Annotated in this window: 10 protein-coding genes, 1 tRNA gene, 1 pseudogene and 1 riboswitch; of the genes and pseudogenes, 7 read left to right on the forward strand and 5 right to left on the reverse strand. The window is 73.9% G+C overall.

The annotated features are described in order from the left end of the window. Positions 1–297: 297 nt before the first annotated feature. Both AB0I16_RS34710 and AB0I16_RS34715 read left to right on the forward strand, forming a co-directional pair. The gene (locus AB0I16_RS34710; protein ID WP_363253663.1) at positions 298–1,542 is read left to right on the forward strand and encodes a Twin-arginine translocation pathway signal; all 1,245 of its coding nucleotides are present in this window, start codon (positions 298–300) and stop codon (positions 1,540–1,542) included. 2 nt (positions 1,543–1,544) lie between these two features. Further along, positions 1,545–1,865 (forward strand): 4a-hydroxytetrahydrobiopterin dehydratase, encoded by a 321-nt coding sequence (locus tag AB0I16_RS34715; RefSeq protein WP_363253664.1) that lies wholly within the window; start codon positions 1,545–1,547, stop codon positions 1,863–1,865. Between the two features lie 50 nt (positions 1,866–1,915). Here the strand turns inward: AB0I16_RS34715 and AB0I16_RS34720 are convergent, their stop codons facing one another. Then, positions 1,916–2,065 (reverse strand): hypothetical protein, encoded by a 150-nt coding sequence (locus AB0I16_RS34720; RefSeq protein ID WP_363253665.1) that lies wholly within the window; start codon positions 2,063–2,065, stop codon positions 1,916–1,918. Positions 2,066–2,240: 175 nt separating this feature from the next. On the opposite strand from AB0I16_RS34720, the gene AB0I16_RS34725 reads away from it, so the two are divergent. The 3 genes from AB0I16_RS34725 to AB0I16_RS34735 all read left to right on the forward strand — a co-directional run bounded on the left by AB0I16_RS34725 (position 2,241) and on the right by AB0I16_RS34735 (position 5,251). Then, positions 2,241–2,314, forward strand: a tRNA-Met gene (locus AB0I16_RS34725). A 231-nt stretch (positions 2,315–2,545) separates the two neighbouring features. Then, positions 2,546–3,721 (forward strand): PP2C family protein-serine/threonine phosphatase, encoded by a 1,176-nt coding sequence (locus AB0I16_RS34730; RefSeq protein WP_363253666.1) that lies wholly within the window; start codon positions 2,546–2,548, stop codon positions 3,719–3,721. Between the two features lie 291 nt (positions 3,722–4,012). Beyond that, positions 4,013–4,160: riboswitch (cyclic di-AMP (ydaO/yuaA leader) on the forward strand. Positions 4,161–4,171: 11 nt separating this feature from the next. Then, complete coding sequence (locus AB0I16_RS34735; protein WP_363253667.1) at positions 4,172–5,251, forward strand: M23 family metallopeptidase; 1,080 nt, start codon at positions 4,172–4,174, stop codon at positions 5,249–5,251. A gap of 58 nt (positions 5,252–5,309) precedes the next feature. On the opposite strand, the gene AB0I16_RS34740 is transcribed toward AB0I16_RS34735, so the two are convergent. From AB0I16_RS34740 to AB0I16_RS34755, 4 genes are all read right to left on the reverse strand, one after another. Next, positions 5,310–6,632, reverse strand: a complete 1,323-nt coding sequence (locus tag AB0I16_RS34740) for a PrsW family intramembrane metalloprotease (protein ID WP_363253676.1) — start codon at positions 6,630–6,632, stop codon at positions 5,310–5,312. A 93-nt stretch (positions 6,633–6,725) separates the two neighbouring features. Then, positions 6,726–7,703, reverse strand: coding sequence for a tRNA (guanosine(46)-N7)-methyltransferase TrmB (gene trmB, locus AB0I16_RS34745; protein ID WP_363253668.1), 978 nt, complete (start codon positions 7,701–7,703; stop codon positions 6,726–6,728). Between the two features lie 152 nt (positions 7,704–7,855). Beyond that, positions 7,856–9,076: an L-2-hydroxyglutarate oxidase gene (gene lhgO, locus AB0I16_RS34750; RefSeq protein ID WP_363253669.1), complete on the reverse strand. Its 1,221-nt coding sequence runs from the start codon at positions 9,074–9,076 to the stop codon at positions 7,856–7,858. Between the two features lie 309 nt (positions 9,077–9,385). Beyond that, positions 9,386–10,834 carry an MFS transporter gene (locus AB0I16_RS34755; RefSeq protein ID WP_363253670.1) on the reverse strand — a complete coding sequence of 483 codons (1,449 nt, stop codon included), beginning with the start codon at positions 10,832–10,834 and terminating at the stop codon, positions 9,386–9,388. A gap of 805 nt (positions 10,835–11,639) precedes the next feature. On the opposite strand from AB0I16_RS34755, the gene AB0I16_RS34760 reads away from it, so the two are divergent. After that, entirely contained in the window at positions 11,640–13,724 is a 2,085-nt protein-coding gene (locus AB0I16_RS34760; RefSeq protein WP_363253671.1) for an asparagine synthase-related protein, read from the forward strand. Positions 13,725–13,940: 216 nt separating this feature from the next. Beyond that, positions 13,941–14,648, forward strand: a pseudogene (locus AB0I16_RS34765) (AfsR/SARP family transcriptional regulator); the annotation flags it as partial. Between the last annotated feature and the right edge of the window lie 284 nt (positions 14,649–14,932).

Genomic DNA, 14,932 nt, shown 5'->3' on the forward strand with positions numbered 1-14,932 from the left:
CAGCGGGTGACGCTGCCGTGCGCGTCGATCTCGCGTGCGCCGAGGTCGATGGCGGTCGTGTTGTCGAGGACGACTGCACACCAGACGCAGGCGCGGCCGCAGACCTGGGCCTGCGACAAGCCGTCGGCAGGTGGCACGTCCAAGGGGATGACGTCTGCTGCGTTCGATGTACGTCTCGTGGTCACAGCAGGATGATGCTTCCGCACGCAGAACGGGAACTAGGCCGTCCTGTGGCCATCTGCGGCCACGTAGCGGCCATGACCGGAGAGACCCGCGATGGCACCTCACACTGTCCCCATGGGCCGCAACGACGCGCTGAGGGCCGCCCGGCTCCGCGCCGGGTGGCGCACCATCGAGGGGGCCGCCGAGTGCATCACCGCCCACGGGCAGCAGCTGCTCGGCGACCGGCAGTTCACGGTGTCCGCACGCACATGGCGCCGGTGGGAAGGCGCGCGTCCCGGCTGGCCGCCGGAAGAGACGGCCCTCGTTCTCCACGACGCGCTCGGCCGCTGGCCTGAAGACCTCGGCTTCACCACGCCCGCGGGGTGGATTCGGCCCGAGCACCAAGAAGAGGACCAGATGAACCGTCGCGCGTTCGTCTCCGTCACCGCCGCCGCGCTTATGCCCGCCCCCGTCGCACCTCAGCACGTCGACCCTGCGCTGATCGGCTACTTCCAGGAGCAGCTGGAGGGGCACTACCGGGCGGACATGCTGCTCGGCCCGCACGACCTGATCGGCACCGTCTCCGCCCAGTACCAGCTCATCGACAAGTTGGTCCGGTCCGCGACGGGCGAGACGAGGCGCGGACTGCTGCGTATCGGCGCCGCGTACTCAGCGCTGGTCGGCTGGCTCTACCAGGACGCCGGCGACATGGACGGGGCCGCGTTCTGGCGGGGCGTCACGCAGGAGATAGCGATGCGCTCCCGCGACCCGCACCTGATCGGCTACTCCCTCGTCAACCAGGCGCAGGTACGCACCGACCTGGGTGATGGGGGCGCGGTCATCGACCTGTGCGAGGCAGCCCTGGAAGACCCGGGGCGCCTGGTGCCGAAGGTCCGCATCATGGCGATGCAGCAGCAGGCACACGGAGCGAGCCTGACCGGGGACCGCACGGCCGTCGACCAGCTTCTCGACGGGGCCGAGGGCCTGCTTGCCCGCGTGGACGACGACCTGCCCTGGGGGAACGCGTGCCGACGTACACCCGGTTACCTGGAGGTGCAGCGCGCCACGTGCTACGGCCGTCTCGGCCTCGGCGCTGAAGCGGGGAACCTGTGGACGCAGGTCCTCGGCATCGTCCCCGGGACGGCCCGGCGGGACCGCGGCGTCTACATGGCCAGGCACGCCACCGCGGCAGCCGTTGCGGGCGAGCCGGATCAGGCGCTGGAGATCGCACGCACGGTGTCGGAGATTGCCGTCGAGACGCGGTCAGCGCGGATGCGACGGGAGCTGGGCACCCTGAAACGAGCTATGCGGCCGTGGCACGATGCCCCGGTCGGCCGGGACCTCACCGAGGTTCTGACGCCCGTCATGGAGGGGAGCTGAACGTGCCAGAAGGACCGGTTCCGCTGAGTGAGCAGGAGATCGTGGAGGCTCTTCGGGAGATCCCGGGGTGGCGCCGCGACGGCGACGAGATCACACGCACGTTCGGCATTCGCTATCACGGCGGTGTCGCGATGATCGTGCACGTCGCCGACGTGGAACGCCTGATCGGCCACCACGCGGACATTGACCTGCGGTGGGGGACGGTCCGCTTCGCGATCACGACCCACGATGCTGGACACAAGCTGACTGCTGCCGACTTCGATCTCGCGACGCGGATCAACGAGATCGCCCGCGCACACGGGGCAGAGGCGCTCGGCGGCTGAACCTCGGGCATGACGAAGGGGCCCCACCGCCTGAAGGCGGTGGGGCCCCTTCAGTACTGGCGTCGCGTGGCGTCGAGGGCGGCCTGCGGTGTGGGCTCGCCGTCGGCCCCGTGCTTCGCCGCCCGCATGTCGTCGCGGACATCTGTGAACCGGTCCTCGAACCGCCGGACGACCTCGCCGAGTGTCGGCTCGTCAGCCACCGCTCATCTCCCGCCCGATCAGGTGCTCGTCGGCCCGCGCGGGGTGTCCGGTGTGGCGACGGTTTCCGTGAGGCCGGGCCCGACGGCTCGGCGGTGCCGGGGCGGGGGCGGAGTGGGGGCGGGGCGCAAGTGGTTCGACGCACCCCTTCGGATGGCGTAGAGTTGTGTTTACCGACGCGGGGTGGAGCAGCTCGGTAGCTCGCTGGGCTCATAACCCAGAGGTCGCAGGTTCAAATCCTGTCCCCGCTACTGAAGACTCAGGGCCGGGAAGCATCAGCTTCCCGGCCCTGAGTGTTTTCCTGGACCGGAGTGTTTTCGCGGATCTACGTGTTCCCGGATCTACGTGTTTCCCGGGGCGGGCCCCTCAGGGCGATGACGCCGTGACCCGTTCGGCCCACACGAGTCGCATCCGCACCGCTCTGCGGGAAGCCTGGGCAGGTGCAGCGCGGTGATGGGCGCGGATTCGGCGGGAGACGAGCGGTGGGGCAGCGAGGAGGGACGGACGGGCCCGGCCGTGGGCGCCGGTCCGGTCCGGGGCCGAACGGCAGCAGGGCCACCCTCCGCGAGTGGGCCTTCGTCCGCGCCCTGCCCTTCCTGCTGCTCATCGTCGGCATCGGGTACGACGTGACCACGCCGACGGAGTTCACCGCGGCTCCCCTCTACACCGCCGCGCCCCTGATCGCCGCCCCCTTCTACTCGCTGCTCAACACCGTCCTGACCGGCGCCGCCGCCTCCATCGCCGTCCTCCTGCTGCACTACCGCAACTCCTCCTCAGGCCACGTCGAGTCCGTCACCGAACTGCTCACCGTGGTGACCGTCGCCGTCTTCGCCGTCGTCATCAACCGCGTCGTGCGCCGCGGCAACGACCGGCTCGCCACCGCCCGCTCCATCGCCGAGGCCGCCCAGCGCGCGGTCCTGCCGGAGCCGGACGCCCGTATCGGCGGCCTCGACATCGCGGCGCGGTACGAGGCGGCGCAGGCCGACGCGTTCATCGGCGGTGATCTGTACGCCGTGCAGGACACCCCGCACGGCGTACGGCTCATCGTCGGGGACGTGCGCGGCAAGGGCATGGGCGCGGTCGCGGCCGTCGCCGTCGTCATCGGCGCGTTCCGCGAGGCCGCCGAGCAGGAGGCCACCCTGGAGGCGGTGGCGCAGCGCCTGGAGCGGGCGCTCGCCCGTGAGGGCACCCGGCGGGACGGCCTCGACGCCTTCGAGGGGTTCACCACGGCGGTCCTCGCGGAGATCGGGCACGGCGACGGCCGCGTACGCCTGATCAACCGGGGCCACCCGGAGCCGCTGCTGCTGCGCGGCGACGGGCGGCTGTGCGTGCTGTCCCCGACCGAGCCCGCGCTGCCGCTCGGCATGGGTTCGCTGGGGGCCTGGCCGGACCGGGCGGACGAGACGGAGTTCCCGCCGGGCGCCATGCTGCTCTTCTACACGGACGGCCTCTCGGAGGCGCGGAACGAGGCCGGGGAGTTCTACGCCCCCGCCACCCGGCTCGGCGGGCGGATCTTCCCGGGCCGCAGGGGCCCGCAGGCGCTGCTCGCCACGCTCACACAGGAGGTGCGGTGGCACACCGGGGGCGGCGCGACGGACGACCTGGCACTGCTCGCGGTGCGGCGGCCCGCGCCGGGGGACCCTGACGCCGGCACGTAGACCGCCGCGGGCACCGGCGCGGAGACTGGCGTCGAAAGAGTGTCACAGCGCGTGACCGAACTGCACCCCTCCGCATAACAACTGACACACCGTCAAGGGGTGGCGGAGTCCCGGCGCGCGCCGACTCACGGTCAACTCGCCCCGATCCCTGCCCCGGTGTCCCCATACGCGCGGCCCACTCATACCCCGTCGGCGAGAAGAATCAACAGGAACAGCTTGGAATACGGGCCCGCTGTCTATTAACGTTCGATAACGCAGCGCGGTCGTCCCAGCCGTCACTAGAGGCGGCTCCGTGCGCACGCGCCTAATCCCGCAAGGGAGCCGGGGAACCACCAACTTGGGGTGAATCGGGCATCTGTGCCTCCATGCCAGATGTTCGTAGGAGACCTTCCTGCTCCGAACCCGTCAGCTAACCCGGTAGGCGAGAAGGAAGGAAAGGAGTGCGCCCCAGTGGCGTCCAACCGGCCTGCCCCAGAAGCCGCGTACCTCCCGAGCGACCCTGATGTCCGGGGGTACGACGAGCAGCCCTGGGAAGAGTGGAATCCCACCGAGGAGTCCGTCCGTCCCGTCCGCGGCAGGCACCGTGTGCACAAGAAGAGCGGCGGCGGCCTCGCCCGCAGCTCCACCGTCCTGGGAGTCGGCGTCATCGCCGCCGTCGGCGCGGGCGGCATCGCCACCGCGCAGGACGGCAAGCCGCCGGTCTCCATATCGATGCCCGACCTGGGTGCCGTCGCCGACTCGCTGCCCGAGGCCACGTCCCTCCCCGGCGTCGGCTCGCTGATCTCCGACGACTCCGCCGGCTCCGGCTCCGGAACGGACGCCGTCACCGCCGCGGCCCCGCTCACGGCCGCCGGTGTCAGCTCCGCGGACGCCCGGCAGGGCACCACCGACGCGGGGGAGGCGCTGCGCGCCCGCATCATGCAGCAGGCCGAGAACCAGCAGAGCCAGGCCGACGACGCGGTGCGGACCGCGGCCGAGGAGGCCGCCGTCAAGAAGGCCGCCGAGGAGGCCGCCGCCCAACAGAGGGAAGCCGAGCGCGAGGCCGACGCCAAGGCCGCGGCCAAGAAGAAGAAGGAGGAGGAGGCCCGCAAGGCCAAGGCCGAGGCCGAACGCCTGGCCAAGCTCGCCAAGAGCTTCGCGATCCCCACCTCCTCGTACACCCTGACCTCGCACTTCGGTGACGCCGGTTCCATGTGGTCCTCCGGGCACCACACCGGCCTCGACTTCGCCGCGCCGACGGGCACCCCGCTCAAGGCCGTGCACACCGGCACCGTCAAGGAGGCGGGATGGGCCGGGGCCTACGGCTACCGCACCGTCCTCGAACTCGATGACGGCACCGAGATCTGGTACTGCCACCAGTCCTCGATGAGCGTCAGCGCCGGGCAGAAGGTCAGCACCGGCGACGTCATCGGCCGCGTCGGCGCCACCGGCAACGTGACCGGACCGCACCTCCACATGGAGGTCCACACCGCGGGCGGCGCCAACATCGACCCGCTCGCCTGGCTCCAGGGCAAGGGCCTCAACCCCTGAGAGCCCGAGCCGACGCCCCCGGGAGCCCCGGGCGCCCTGGGCGCCTCGGGCCGTCGGGTCAGGTGCGGTACGGGTTGTACGGCTGTGCCGCCGGATATGACTGTGCTGCCGGATACGCCTGTGCCACCGGGTACGGCTGGGGCTGCTGTCCGTAAGGGAAAGGCCCGTACGGGCCCGCGAACGGGACCGGTGCCGTCGCGCGGGCCGCGTAGGCCAGCGCGGGGCGGGCGGGCTCGCGGCGCTCCCAGAGCCTGTGCAGCAGCTCCCGCTCGCGGGCGACGAAGTCGGCGCCCGCCCGGCCCTTGCGGCCCCGGTGGCGGAGGAACGCCAGGGACGTCGCGTACATCTCGTACTCCGCGACCGTGCGGGCCGCGGCCTTGCCCCAGGTGTACGCGGCGTAGTCGCGGGCCAGCGAGCGGGCGCGCATCGAGCCGAGCGCGTACGGCTCGGGAGGGGTGAGCCAGCCCGCCGCCACGTAGACGGGCAGCTCCGCGCGGATCATGCGCAGCTCGCGCTGCCGGGTCCAGATGGCCAGCCAGGTGAGCAGGCCGAAGCAGGGCAGCATGAAGAGCGCGTACACGGTGAAGAAGCCGTACTGCCCGAAGACCGCCGAGCCGTTCCACAGCGCGTGGACGCCCATCGCGAGGATCAGTCCGGTGAGCGGGAGCAGGACGCGGCGCACCCGCAGGCGCTGCGCGGAGAACGCCGCGATGCCGAAGCCGATGCCGGTCAGGACCGTGAACATGGGGTGCGCGAAGGGCGACATCACGACGCGCACGAAGAACGTCGCCGCCGTCACGGATGCCAGGCCGCTGTCGTGGCTGAGCTGGTCGGTGACGAAGGCGTTGCCGAGGTAGAGGATGTTCTCGGTGAACGCGAAGCCGGTCGCGGTGACCCCGGCTATCACCATGCCGTCGACGACGCCGGTGAAGTCACGTCTGCGGAAGAGGAACACCAGCAGCACCGCCGCGGCCTTCGCCGACTCCTCGACGATCGGCGCGATGACGGTCGCGCCGAGGGTGTCCGCACTGGTGGGGTCGGCGGTGGCGGTGGCTATCCAGCGGATCGCGAAGCTGTTCGCGACGATCGCGATGAGCGCGGCGGCGCAGGCCCCCCAGGCGAAGGAGAACAGCAGGTTCCGCCAGGGGCCTGGGGCCACCCGGTCCAGCCAGCGGAACGCGGCGACGAGCAGCGGCACGGGCACGGTCGCGAGGCCGAGCCCCACGAGGAAGCCCTCGGTGCCGGTCTGCTCCCTGACCAGGGCCAGGATCACCAGCCCCGAGAGGGCGAGCAGGATGACGAGCCCGGCCGCGCGTATCGCCCGCCGCTGCCACCAGCGGACGCGGCGGAGTTCCCCCGGGGCGGGCGCCTCGGGGGGTATCGGATACGCAGAGGTGGTGGCCACTCGTTGACCCTAACGAGGGACGGGGGTGGCCGCGACGGTGCCTCGGACACCGGGGCGCGGAAGTGGGGGTCAGTCCTCCGGAGTGGTGGCTTCCGGGCGGGCGACCCGGCGGAACAGCAGGTCGTGCACGACGTGGCCCTTCCGCAGCCCCTGGCCCTCGAAACGGGTGTGGGGGCGGAAGTCGGGGCGGGGGGCGTAGCCGCCGTCGGGCTGCGTGTTCTCGAAGTCGGGGTGCGCGGTGAGCACCTCCAGCATCTGCTCCGCGTACGGCTCCCAGTCGGTCGCGCAGTGCAGGATCGCGCCCGGCTTGAGGGAGGGCGCGGCCAGCGTCAGGAAGTCCGGCTGGATCAGGCGCCGCTTGTGGTGGCGGGGCTTGGGCCAGGGGTCGGGGAAGTAGACGCGGAGTCCGTCGAGGGAGGCGGGCGGCAGCATCTCGCGGAGCAGGATGATCGCGTCGCCGTTGGCCACGCGCACATTGGTCAGGCCGTTGCGCTCGGCGAGGCCGAGGAGGTTGCCCTGGCCGGGGGTGTGCACGTCCACGGCGAGGATGCCGGTGTCCGGGTCGGCGGCGGCCATCTGCGCGGTGGCCTCGCCCATGCCGAAGCCGATCTCCAGCACGACGGGCCTGTCCGAGGGCTTGCCGTCCTCTGCGAACAGCTCGGCGAGGTCCAGCGTGCGCAGCCCGTCGATGTCCAGGCCCCAGACGGGCCAGAGCCGCCGCAGGGCGTCCCCCTGGCTGGTGGTCACCCGGCTCCGGCGCGGCTGGAAGCTGCGGATGCGCCGCTCGTGGTGCGAACCCGCCGGGTCGGGGGACGGGCCGCCGGGGAAGCGGGGGGCGGCTTGGGGCCGGGCCGACCGCGGGCCGCCCGTGGCCCGGACGGCCTCCTGAGCCTTGGCCGCGGCTCCTGCCGGCTCGGTGGCCTCGCTCGGCTCGGCGGCTTCTCGGGCTTCGGTGGCCTCGGGGGCGCCGGCGGCTCCGGCCGGCTCGGCGGCCCGGGAGGCTTCGCGGACGCCGGGGGCTTCGGGGGTGTGGGGTGACTCAGACACAGTGCGCCAATTTTACGGGGATGCCGGACCCGGCGGTGCGGTCGGCTCAGCGAGGCCCCGCACCCCGGCAGCCGTGCGGACCACCCCGCCCCCGACCCGGCCCGACCAGAGCCACCGCGCCCAGCGGCCGAGGGCCCCGGGGGCCCGCTCGCTCAGGCGTCCCCGTCCCGCAGCGCGGCCAGCGCCCGGCCCGCGACCTCGCGGCCGATGGGGAGGGAGGCCGTGGCGGCGGGGGAGGGAGCGTTCAGGACGTGGACCGTGCGGGCGGCCTCCCGTATCAGGAAGTCGTCGACCAGCGTGCCGTCCCGCAGGACCGCCTGGGCGCGGACCCCGGCAGGGGCGGGCACCAGGTCCTCGGGCCTGACGGCGGGCAGCAGCCTGCGGACCGCTTCGGTGAAGGCCGCCTTGGAGGCGGAGCGGCGCAGCTCACCCGCTCCGTACCGCCAGTGGCGGCGGGCTATCCGCCAGGAACCCGGCCAGCCGAGGGTGCCGGCGAGCTCGCGCGGGCGGACGACCGACCAGTCATAGCCCTCGCGGGCCAGGGCGGGCACCGCGTTGGGACCGACGTGGACGCCGCCGTCGATGCCCCGGGTGAGGTGGACGCCGAGGAAGGGGAAGGCCGGGTCCGGCACGGGATAGACGAGGCCGCGCACCAGCTCGGGACGGGCCAGCTCGAAGTACTCCCCGCGGAACGGCACGATCCGCATGTCCGGGTCGTCGCCCGTGAGCCGCGCGATCTCGTCGCAGTGCAGCCCCGCGCAGTTCACCAGGACCTTGCCGCGCACCACCGCTCCGTCGGCCGTGCGCACGGCGACGCCGAGGTCGGGGCGGCGGTCGACGCGCACGACGTCGCCGCCCGCCCCGTAGCGGATCTCGGCGCCGGAGGTCTTCGCCAGGTGCTCCGCCACCGCGCCGTAGTCGCAGACGCCGGTCGTCCCGACGTGGATGGCGGCGAGGCCGCGGACCTCCGGCTCGTACTCCGTGATCTGGGCGGGGCCCAGCTCGCGCACCGGAATGCCGTTCTCCCTGCCGCGCTGGACGAGGGCGTGCAGGCGGGGCAGCTCGGCGCGCTCCGTGGCGACGATCAGCTTGCCGGTGACGTCGTGCGGGATGCCGTGCTCCGCGCAGAACTCCACCATCTCGGTGGCGCCGCGGACGGCGTACCTCGCCTTGAGCGAGCCGGGGCGGTAGTAGATTCCGCTGTGGATCACGCCGCTGTTGCGGCCCGTCTGGTGGCGGGCCGGGCCCTCTTCCTTCTCCAGGACCGTGACGCTGATGCCGGGGGCCGAGCGCGTGAGGGCATACGCCGTCGCCAGGCCGACGATTCCACCGCCGATCACCAGTACGTCGCAGTCGTACGCGAGCTTCTTCACCGCGCCTCACCTCCCACCACAGATACTGCCCTGCGCCACTGACATCGCCCCCAAACCTGTGGGGCCGTAATCCTCCATCACAGCTCGGCCTCGCCCGGCCCCCGGGCGGGGAGGGTGGGGGGCTTTGTCGCTCTGCGGTGCGGATGTGCCGTAGGAGCCCCAGCCGCGGGCTTCTGCGCTGCTGCCGGGTGCACGGCGGGTGGAAGGCCGTCGCGGCGAAAGGGCCCGTACGACGGGCCGCGGGCAGGAGGCGTCCGGCCGGCCACCCCAAGGACCACCCCGCACCCCCGCTCAAGGCGCCCCGCCAGGCTATGCCGGGGCCACCAGGAGGGGGCGGGCCCGTTCGCGGAGTTCGACGACGCGGGGCTCGTCCCCGTACGGCTCCAGGCGGTGCAGGAGGTCCTTCACGTACTCCGTGGTCCGCGCGGAGGAGATGCGCCCGGCCACCTCCAACGCGCGCGTGCCCTGCTCGCACGCCGCGTCGAGGTTGCCGGACTCCAGCTCGGCGACCGCCGAGACGACGAGGCGCAGGCCGTGGGAGCGCACGAACTCCTCCGTGGGGCGGGACAGCGCCTGCTCGGTGAAGCGGCGGACCTGCCGGGGAGCCTTCAGGTCGCGGTAGCACTCGGCGGCGTCCGCGGCGAACCGGTCGTAGGAGTAGAAGCCGAGCCAGGACGGGTCGTTGTCACCGTCGCGGGCCCGTTCGAGCCAGCCCTCGGCGGCCCGCAGCGCCGCGCCCGCGGCCTGCGCGTCGTTGGCACGCGCGTGTGCCCGTGCCTCGACGAGGCGGAAGAAGCTCATGGTGCGGGCCGTGGCGAGCCCGCGGTTGCGCTCCAGGGCGGCCTGCGCGAGGTCGACGCCCTCGTCGCCGAAGCCGCGGTAGGTCGCCTGGAGGGACATGGAGGCCAGGACGTACCCCCCGAGGGGGACGTCGGCGGCGGCACGGGCGAGCCGCAGCGCCTGGATGTAGTAGCGCTGGGCGGCCTCCTGCTGGCCCGTGTCGAAGGCCATCCACCCGGCGAGCCGGGTCAGCTCGGCGGAGGCTCCGAAGAGGGCGCGCCCGACCTCGTCCGAGTACGACCCGAGGAGGAGGGGAGCGGCCTCCACGCGCAGGCACTCCGGCACCATGGAGGAGCGCCAGTCGCCGCCGCCGTACTTGGAGTCCCAGCGGCGCGCGTCCTCCGCGGCCTCCCGTAGCTTCAGGACATCGCTGTGGCCGACCTTCATCGGCGCGCCGCTGTCGTCGGCCTGCGCCGCGTCGCGCGGCACGTCCTCCGTGGCGTCGCGCGCGACAGAGCTGTCGGCCGGGGTTATGAGCCAGCGGGAGGCGGGCGTCGCGTACGCGCTCACGGCGAAGGAGCCGGCCAGGGACTGCCAGATGCCGCCGGTGCCCGCGCGGCGCCCCGCCAGGTCGAGGCGGTACAGCTCGGTGGCGGACTTGACCGCCGCTCCCACGTCGCGCGGGAACGCGAGGCCCACCTCGGGGGCGGGGTCGGCGTCCGCGAGGCCGATCTCGTGCAGCGGCACCGGGCGGCCGAGCTTCTGTCCGATGGCCGCCGCGATCAGATGCGGGGCGGCGCCCTGGGGCACCATGCCCTTGGACACCCAGCGGGCCACCGACGTCTTGTCGTAACGGAGCGTCAACCCGCGTTGCGCCCCCAGGTCGTTCACCCGGCGGGCGAGGCCCGCGTTGCTGATTCCCGCGAGGGCGAGAACGGTGCCGAGCTTTTCGTTCGGCCCGCGTTGCTCCCTGGACATGGCCACCCCTCGACACAGACGGCTGCCGGGCGGTGGCTGGACCGCACGGCATTCGTGCTGCGTTCCGCCGGGGCAGGGCACCCGTGGACGCGACCTCCGCGTGTCGGACATCGGGCACCGCAGCCCGAGCTCCGGGGGTCGTGGCCGGATCGGCCGCCGCATGAGCGTTTGGCCGATCCTCCAGGTATATGCCTCCGCGAAAACATCAGCACACACAGCGTAGTTCGCCGCCTCCCAAGCGTTAAGAGGCCCAGTTCCGGATGGCGGGATTGTTGTCCGTGCGAGGGCGCGCGGCTCTTGGGGCGTGCTCCCGGTGTGTGGCCGTGCGCCTGCGTGTGCGCTCTTCTCCGGCCATGGCGGGGGCGCTTCGATTGGCGGTGCGTGGGTCGGCCCGCTGCGCTGGAGTCAGTGGGCTGGGGGACACCGCCGCCTCCATCCCCGCGGGGCGGCGGACCGGTCCGGGAGGTGAACACCGCCTCCCGGGCTGTGTGTTGTCCGCGGGCGGTTCCCCGCTGGGCTCATCCCTGGCCGAATTGGCCGAAAACCACTCCCAGGATAGAACGGGCATTTCGCCCGCGCGGCAGCCGGGCGCTCCGAACGCCCGGACCCCTACAAGAAGAGGATCGAAGTTCAGCGCTTCAACTACCGCCCTCCTGGAGTGCATTTCACCGCCGCACAAGCGGCCACGCGGGCCCTCTCGCGCGCCTCCTTCGTGGCAGCATGGGACTCCAGTTCTTCGGTGCATTGGTCGGCCGCGCCCCACGGACGCCGCCGACGGCCCCGTCCACAGCCTGTGGAGGCAGCGATGCGGTGGTTGGTGGGGTGGAGCAGTACCGCCGCGAGGCCCTCGGTCGTGGGATCGGCAGGAGCCACCGGCGACGACGGTGAGGCCGTGCGCCCCGTCGGCTCCCAACTCCTGTGGGGCGACCCCGATCCGCTCTGGGCGGTCGGCGACTGGCGGGCCGACGAAGTACGGACGGTGACGGCCGACGAGCAGACCCGCATCGCGGTGCTCGGTACCTGCGGCGCCTCCGACGACGAACTGCGGGCCGGCCTCCTCTCCGCGCGCGGCGGCGCCCTGCGCCATCTGACCGCCTGGTCCGGCAGCTACACGGCCGTCGTCCAGGTCGGCCGCCGCCTCATGGTCGCCGGAGACCTCGCGGGCGCGCGCCCCGTCTTCCACGCCCCCTGGGCCGGCGGCACGGCCTACGCCACCGCGGCGCTCCCCCTGGCCGACCTCATCGAGGCCCACCTGGACATCGGCCACCTCGCGGCGCTGCTCGCCGCCCCCGACGTCCCGGAGGCACTGCACGACTCGACGCCCTACCAGGGCGTGCGACGTGTGCCCCCGGGGCACGCGCTCATCCTGCGCGCGGGCGCACGGGAGATCGCCGGGTACGACCCGGTCGCCTCGCTCGCCGTGGCCGCCCCCGCGGCCGACGCGGACAGCGCAGTCGACGGCGTGCGCGACGCCCTCGTGGAAGCGGTGCGCGCCCGCCTCACCGCCCCGCGCCACGTGCCCGGCACGGACATCGACCCCGGCCCGGTGCCCGGGATGGGCCCCGCCGAGCGGCGCGCCGCGCGCGGCATGCCCGTGCCCGGCATCGGCGCGGACCTCTCCGGGGGCCCCGCTTCGGGCACCCTCGCCCTCCTGGCCGCCGGACTGCCCGGCATGCCGGGCACCGTCCTCGGGCACGGCACGGGGGCCGGGGAGCGGCTCCTCGCCGTCACGTTCAACGACCTCGCCGTCAACGGCCGCGAGGCCGAGCTCGAAAGGGCCGGGGCCATCGCGGCCAATCCGCGCCTGCACCACGTCGTCGTCGCCGCGGGCGAGGACACGCTGCCCTACGCCGACCTGGACGGGCCCCTGACGGACGAACCGGGCGCCACCCTGGTGACCGCCCAGCGGCACCGCGCGCGGCTCTCGTCGGGCAGCGCCGACCACTTCACGGGCTACGGGGCGCGGCAGGTGCTCGACGCCCATCCGGCCCGCCTCGCCGACCTCCTGATGGACCGCAAGCGCCGCCATCTGGTCCGCCCCGTGGCCGCCCTCACCAAGGCCGACGGCTCGGTGATGGTCCCCGCGCGCGTGTACGGCGCGGCGCGCAAGCTGGCCCGTACGCCGCACCGCGCGGGCATCGACTCCCTCGCCGAGAGGCTCCTGCACCGGCGCTTCGACGAGCCCGGCGGGGCCGTGGGCGCCTCGCTCGCCGCCCTGAGCTGGGCCAGACCCGGCCCCGCCGCCCGCTGGCTGACCGGCGAGGCCCTCGCTGAAGTATCGGTTCGTCTGAACGACACGACCCTGCGCGCGGGCGGTCCGGGACAGCGCCCCGGGGAGTTCCGCGCGCGGGCCGCCCTCGCCCGGCACGCCGCGGAGTTCCGCATCCTCGAACAGGCCGCCGAGGTCCGCTTCCAGCGGCTGCACGCGCCCTTCCTCGACAATCAGGTCGTACGCGCGTGCCGGGCGCTTCCCGAGGCGCTGCGCGTCCAGCCGGGGGCGCGGGCCGCGATCCTGCGCACGGTCCTGGAGGGCGCGGGCGTCGCCGACCTGCCGCCGGGCTGGGGCGCCCCGTCCCACGCCCCGAACGCGGCGGCCGCCCGCACCGGCCTGCGCACCGCCGTGGACGACCTGATCACGCTCTTCGACACCCCGCTGCTCGCCCAGGCGGGCCTGGTCGAGGCCCGCGTCGTCCGCAAGGCCCTGCGCGAGGCCGCCGAGGGGCAACCCCTCCCGCTGGACGGCCTGGCCGAGCTGGTCTCCACCGAACTCTGGCTGCGGAGGCTCCTGTCGCGAAGAGGGACGTGCTGGACGGGAACTCCGGCACGTCAGCGGGCCGTTCCGACGGGGAGTGTGGTTCCGCGGAGAGGGGCGCTAGGGGCCGGGCGGTAACTGGCGCGTGGCGGCGGCTGCCGGGGGCGCCTGCCGGGCGGTGGCTGTCGGGCCGCTGGGCGGCAGTTGGCGGGCGGTGGCTGTCGGGGCCGCGGGGTGGCGGCTGCCCGGGCCGTGGCCGTCTCGGGCCGCGAGGGCGGCCGACGTCCCGCTTCGTAGCTCGCCGCGCCGGAAAACCCCCGCGCCCTGTCGTCGCCGTGCGGGGAGAATGACCCGGTGCGGTACGGAATCCTGGGCGCCACCGAGGCGTACGACGAGCAAGGCGTCCCCCTGAGCGTGGGGGGCCGACGGCTGCGCGCCCTGCTCGCCGCCCTCGCGCTGCACGCGGACCGCCCGGTTCCCGTGGGCTCCCTCATCGACGAGGTCTGGGCGGACGATCCGCCGGCCGACGCCCCCGCCGCGCTCCAGGCGCTGGTCGGCCGCCTGCGCCGCGCCATCGGCAAGGACGCCGTCGCCTCGGGCCCCGGTGGCTACCGCCTCGCGGTCGCCCCCGACGAGGTCGACCTGCACCGCTTCGAGCGGCTTGCGCGCGAGGGCAGGGCCGCGCTGGACCGCGCCGACCCGGAGTCGGCCGCCCGCACCCTGGGCGACGCGCTCGCCCTCTGGCGCGGCCCCGCCCTCGCCGACCTGCCCGACCGCGGCGCCGCGGCGCGCCCGGAGGCCCGGCGCACCGAGGCCGTCCGCGCGCGCATCGAGGCGGACCTGCTGCTCGGCAGGGCCTCCGACGTCGTACCGGAGCTCCGGCAGCTCACCGCCGACCGGCCGTACGACGAGTCGCTGCACGCCCTGCTGATCCGCGCCCTGCGCGCCGCGGGGCGCGGCGCCGACGCCCTCGCCGCCTACGCCGATACGCGCCGCGCCCTGGCCGAGGGCCTCGGAACCGATCCGGGCCCCGAGCTGCGGGCCCTGCATGAGCGGCTGCTTCGTGAGGGCGCCGGGCCCTCGGGGTCGGCTGGGCCCACGGGATCGGCTGGGTCCCTGGGGTCGGCTGGGCCCTCGGGGTCGGTTGGGCTCACGGGATCGGCTGGGCCCCTGGGATCGGTTGGGCCTAGGAGATCGGCTGGTCCCATGGAAACGGCTGGGTCTGGCGAGTTGGCTGGGGGTGCCGGAAGGGCTGGGTCTGGCGAGTTGGCTGGGGGTGCCGGAAGGGCTGGGTCTGGCGAGTTGGCTGGGGGTGCCGGAAGGGCTGGGTCTGGCGAGTTGGCTGG

The organism is Streptomyces sp. NPDC050703 (genome assembly GCF_040654435.1).
Taxonomy (GTDB): Bacteria; Actinomycetota; Actinomycetes; order Streptomycetales; family Streptomycetaceae; genus Streptomyces.

What these genes read in the sequence shown, in the direction of transcription:
- AB0I16_RS34710 (WP_363253663.1), top strand. Translation starts at nt 298, where the DNA reads ATGGGCCGCAACGACGCGCTGAGGGCCGCCCGGCTCCGCGCCGGGTGG.
- AB0I16_RS34755 (WP_363253670.1), bottom strand. Translation starts at nt 10,834, where the DNA reads ATGTCCAGGGAGCAACGCGGGCCGAACGAAAAGCTCGGCACCGTTCTC.
- AB0I16_RS34760 (WP_363253671.1), top strand. Translation starts at nt 11,640, where the DNA reads ATGCGGTGGTTGGTGGGGTGGAGCAGTACCGCCGCGAGGCCCTCGGTC.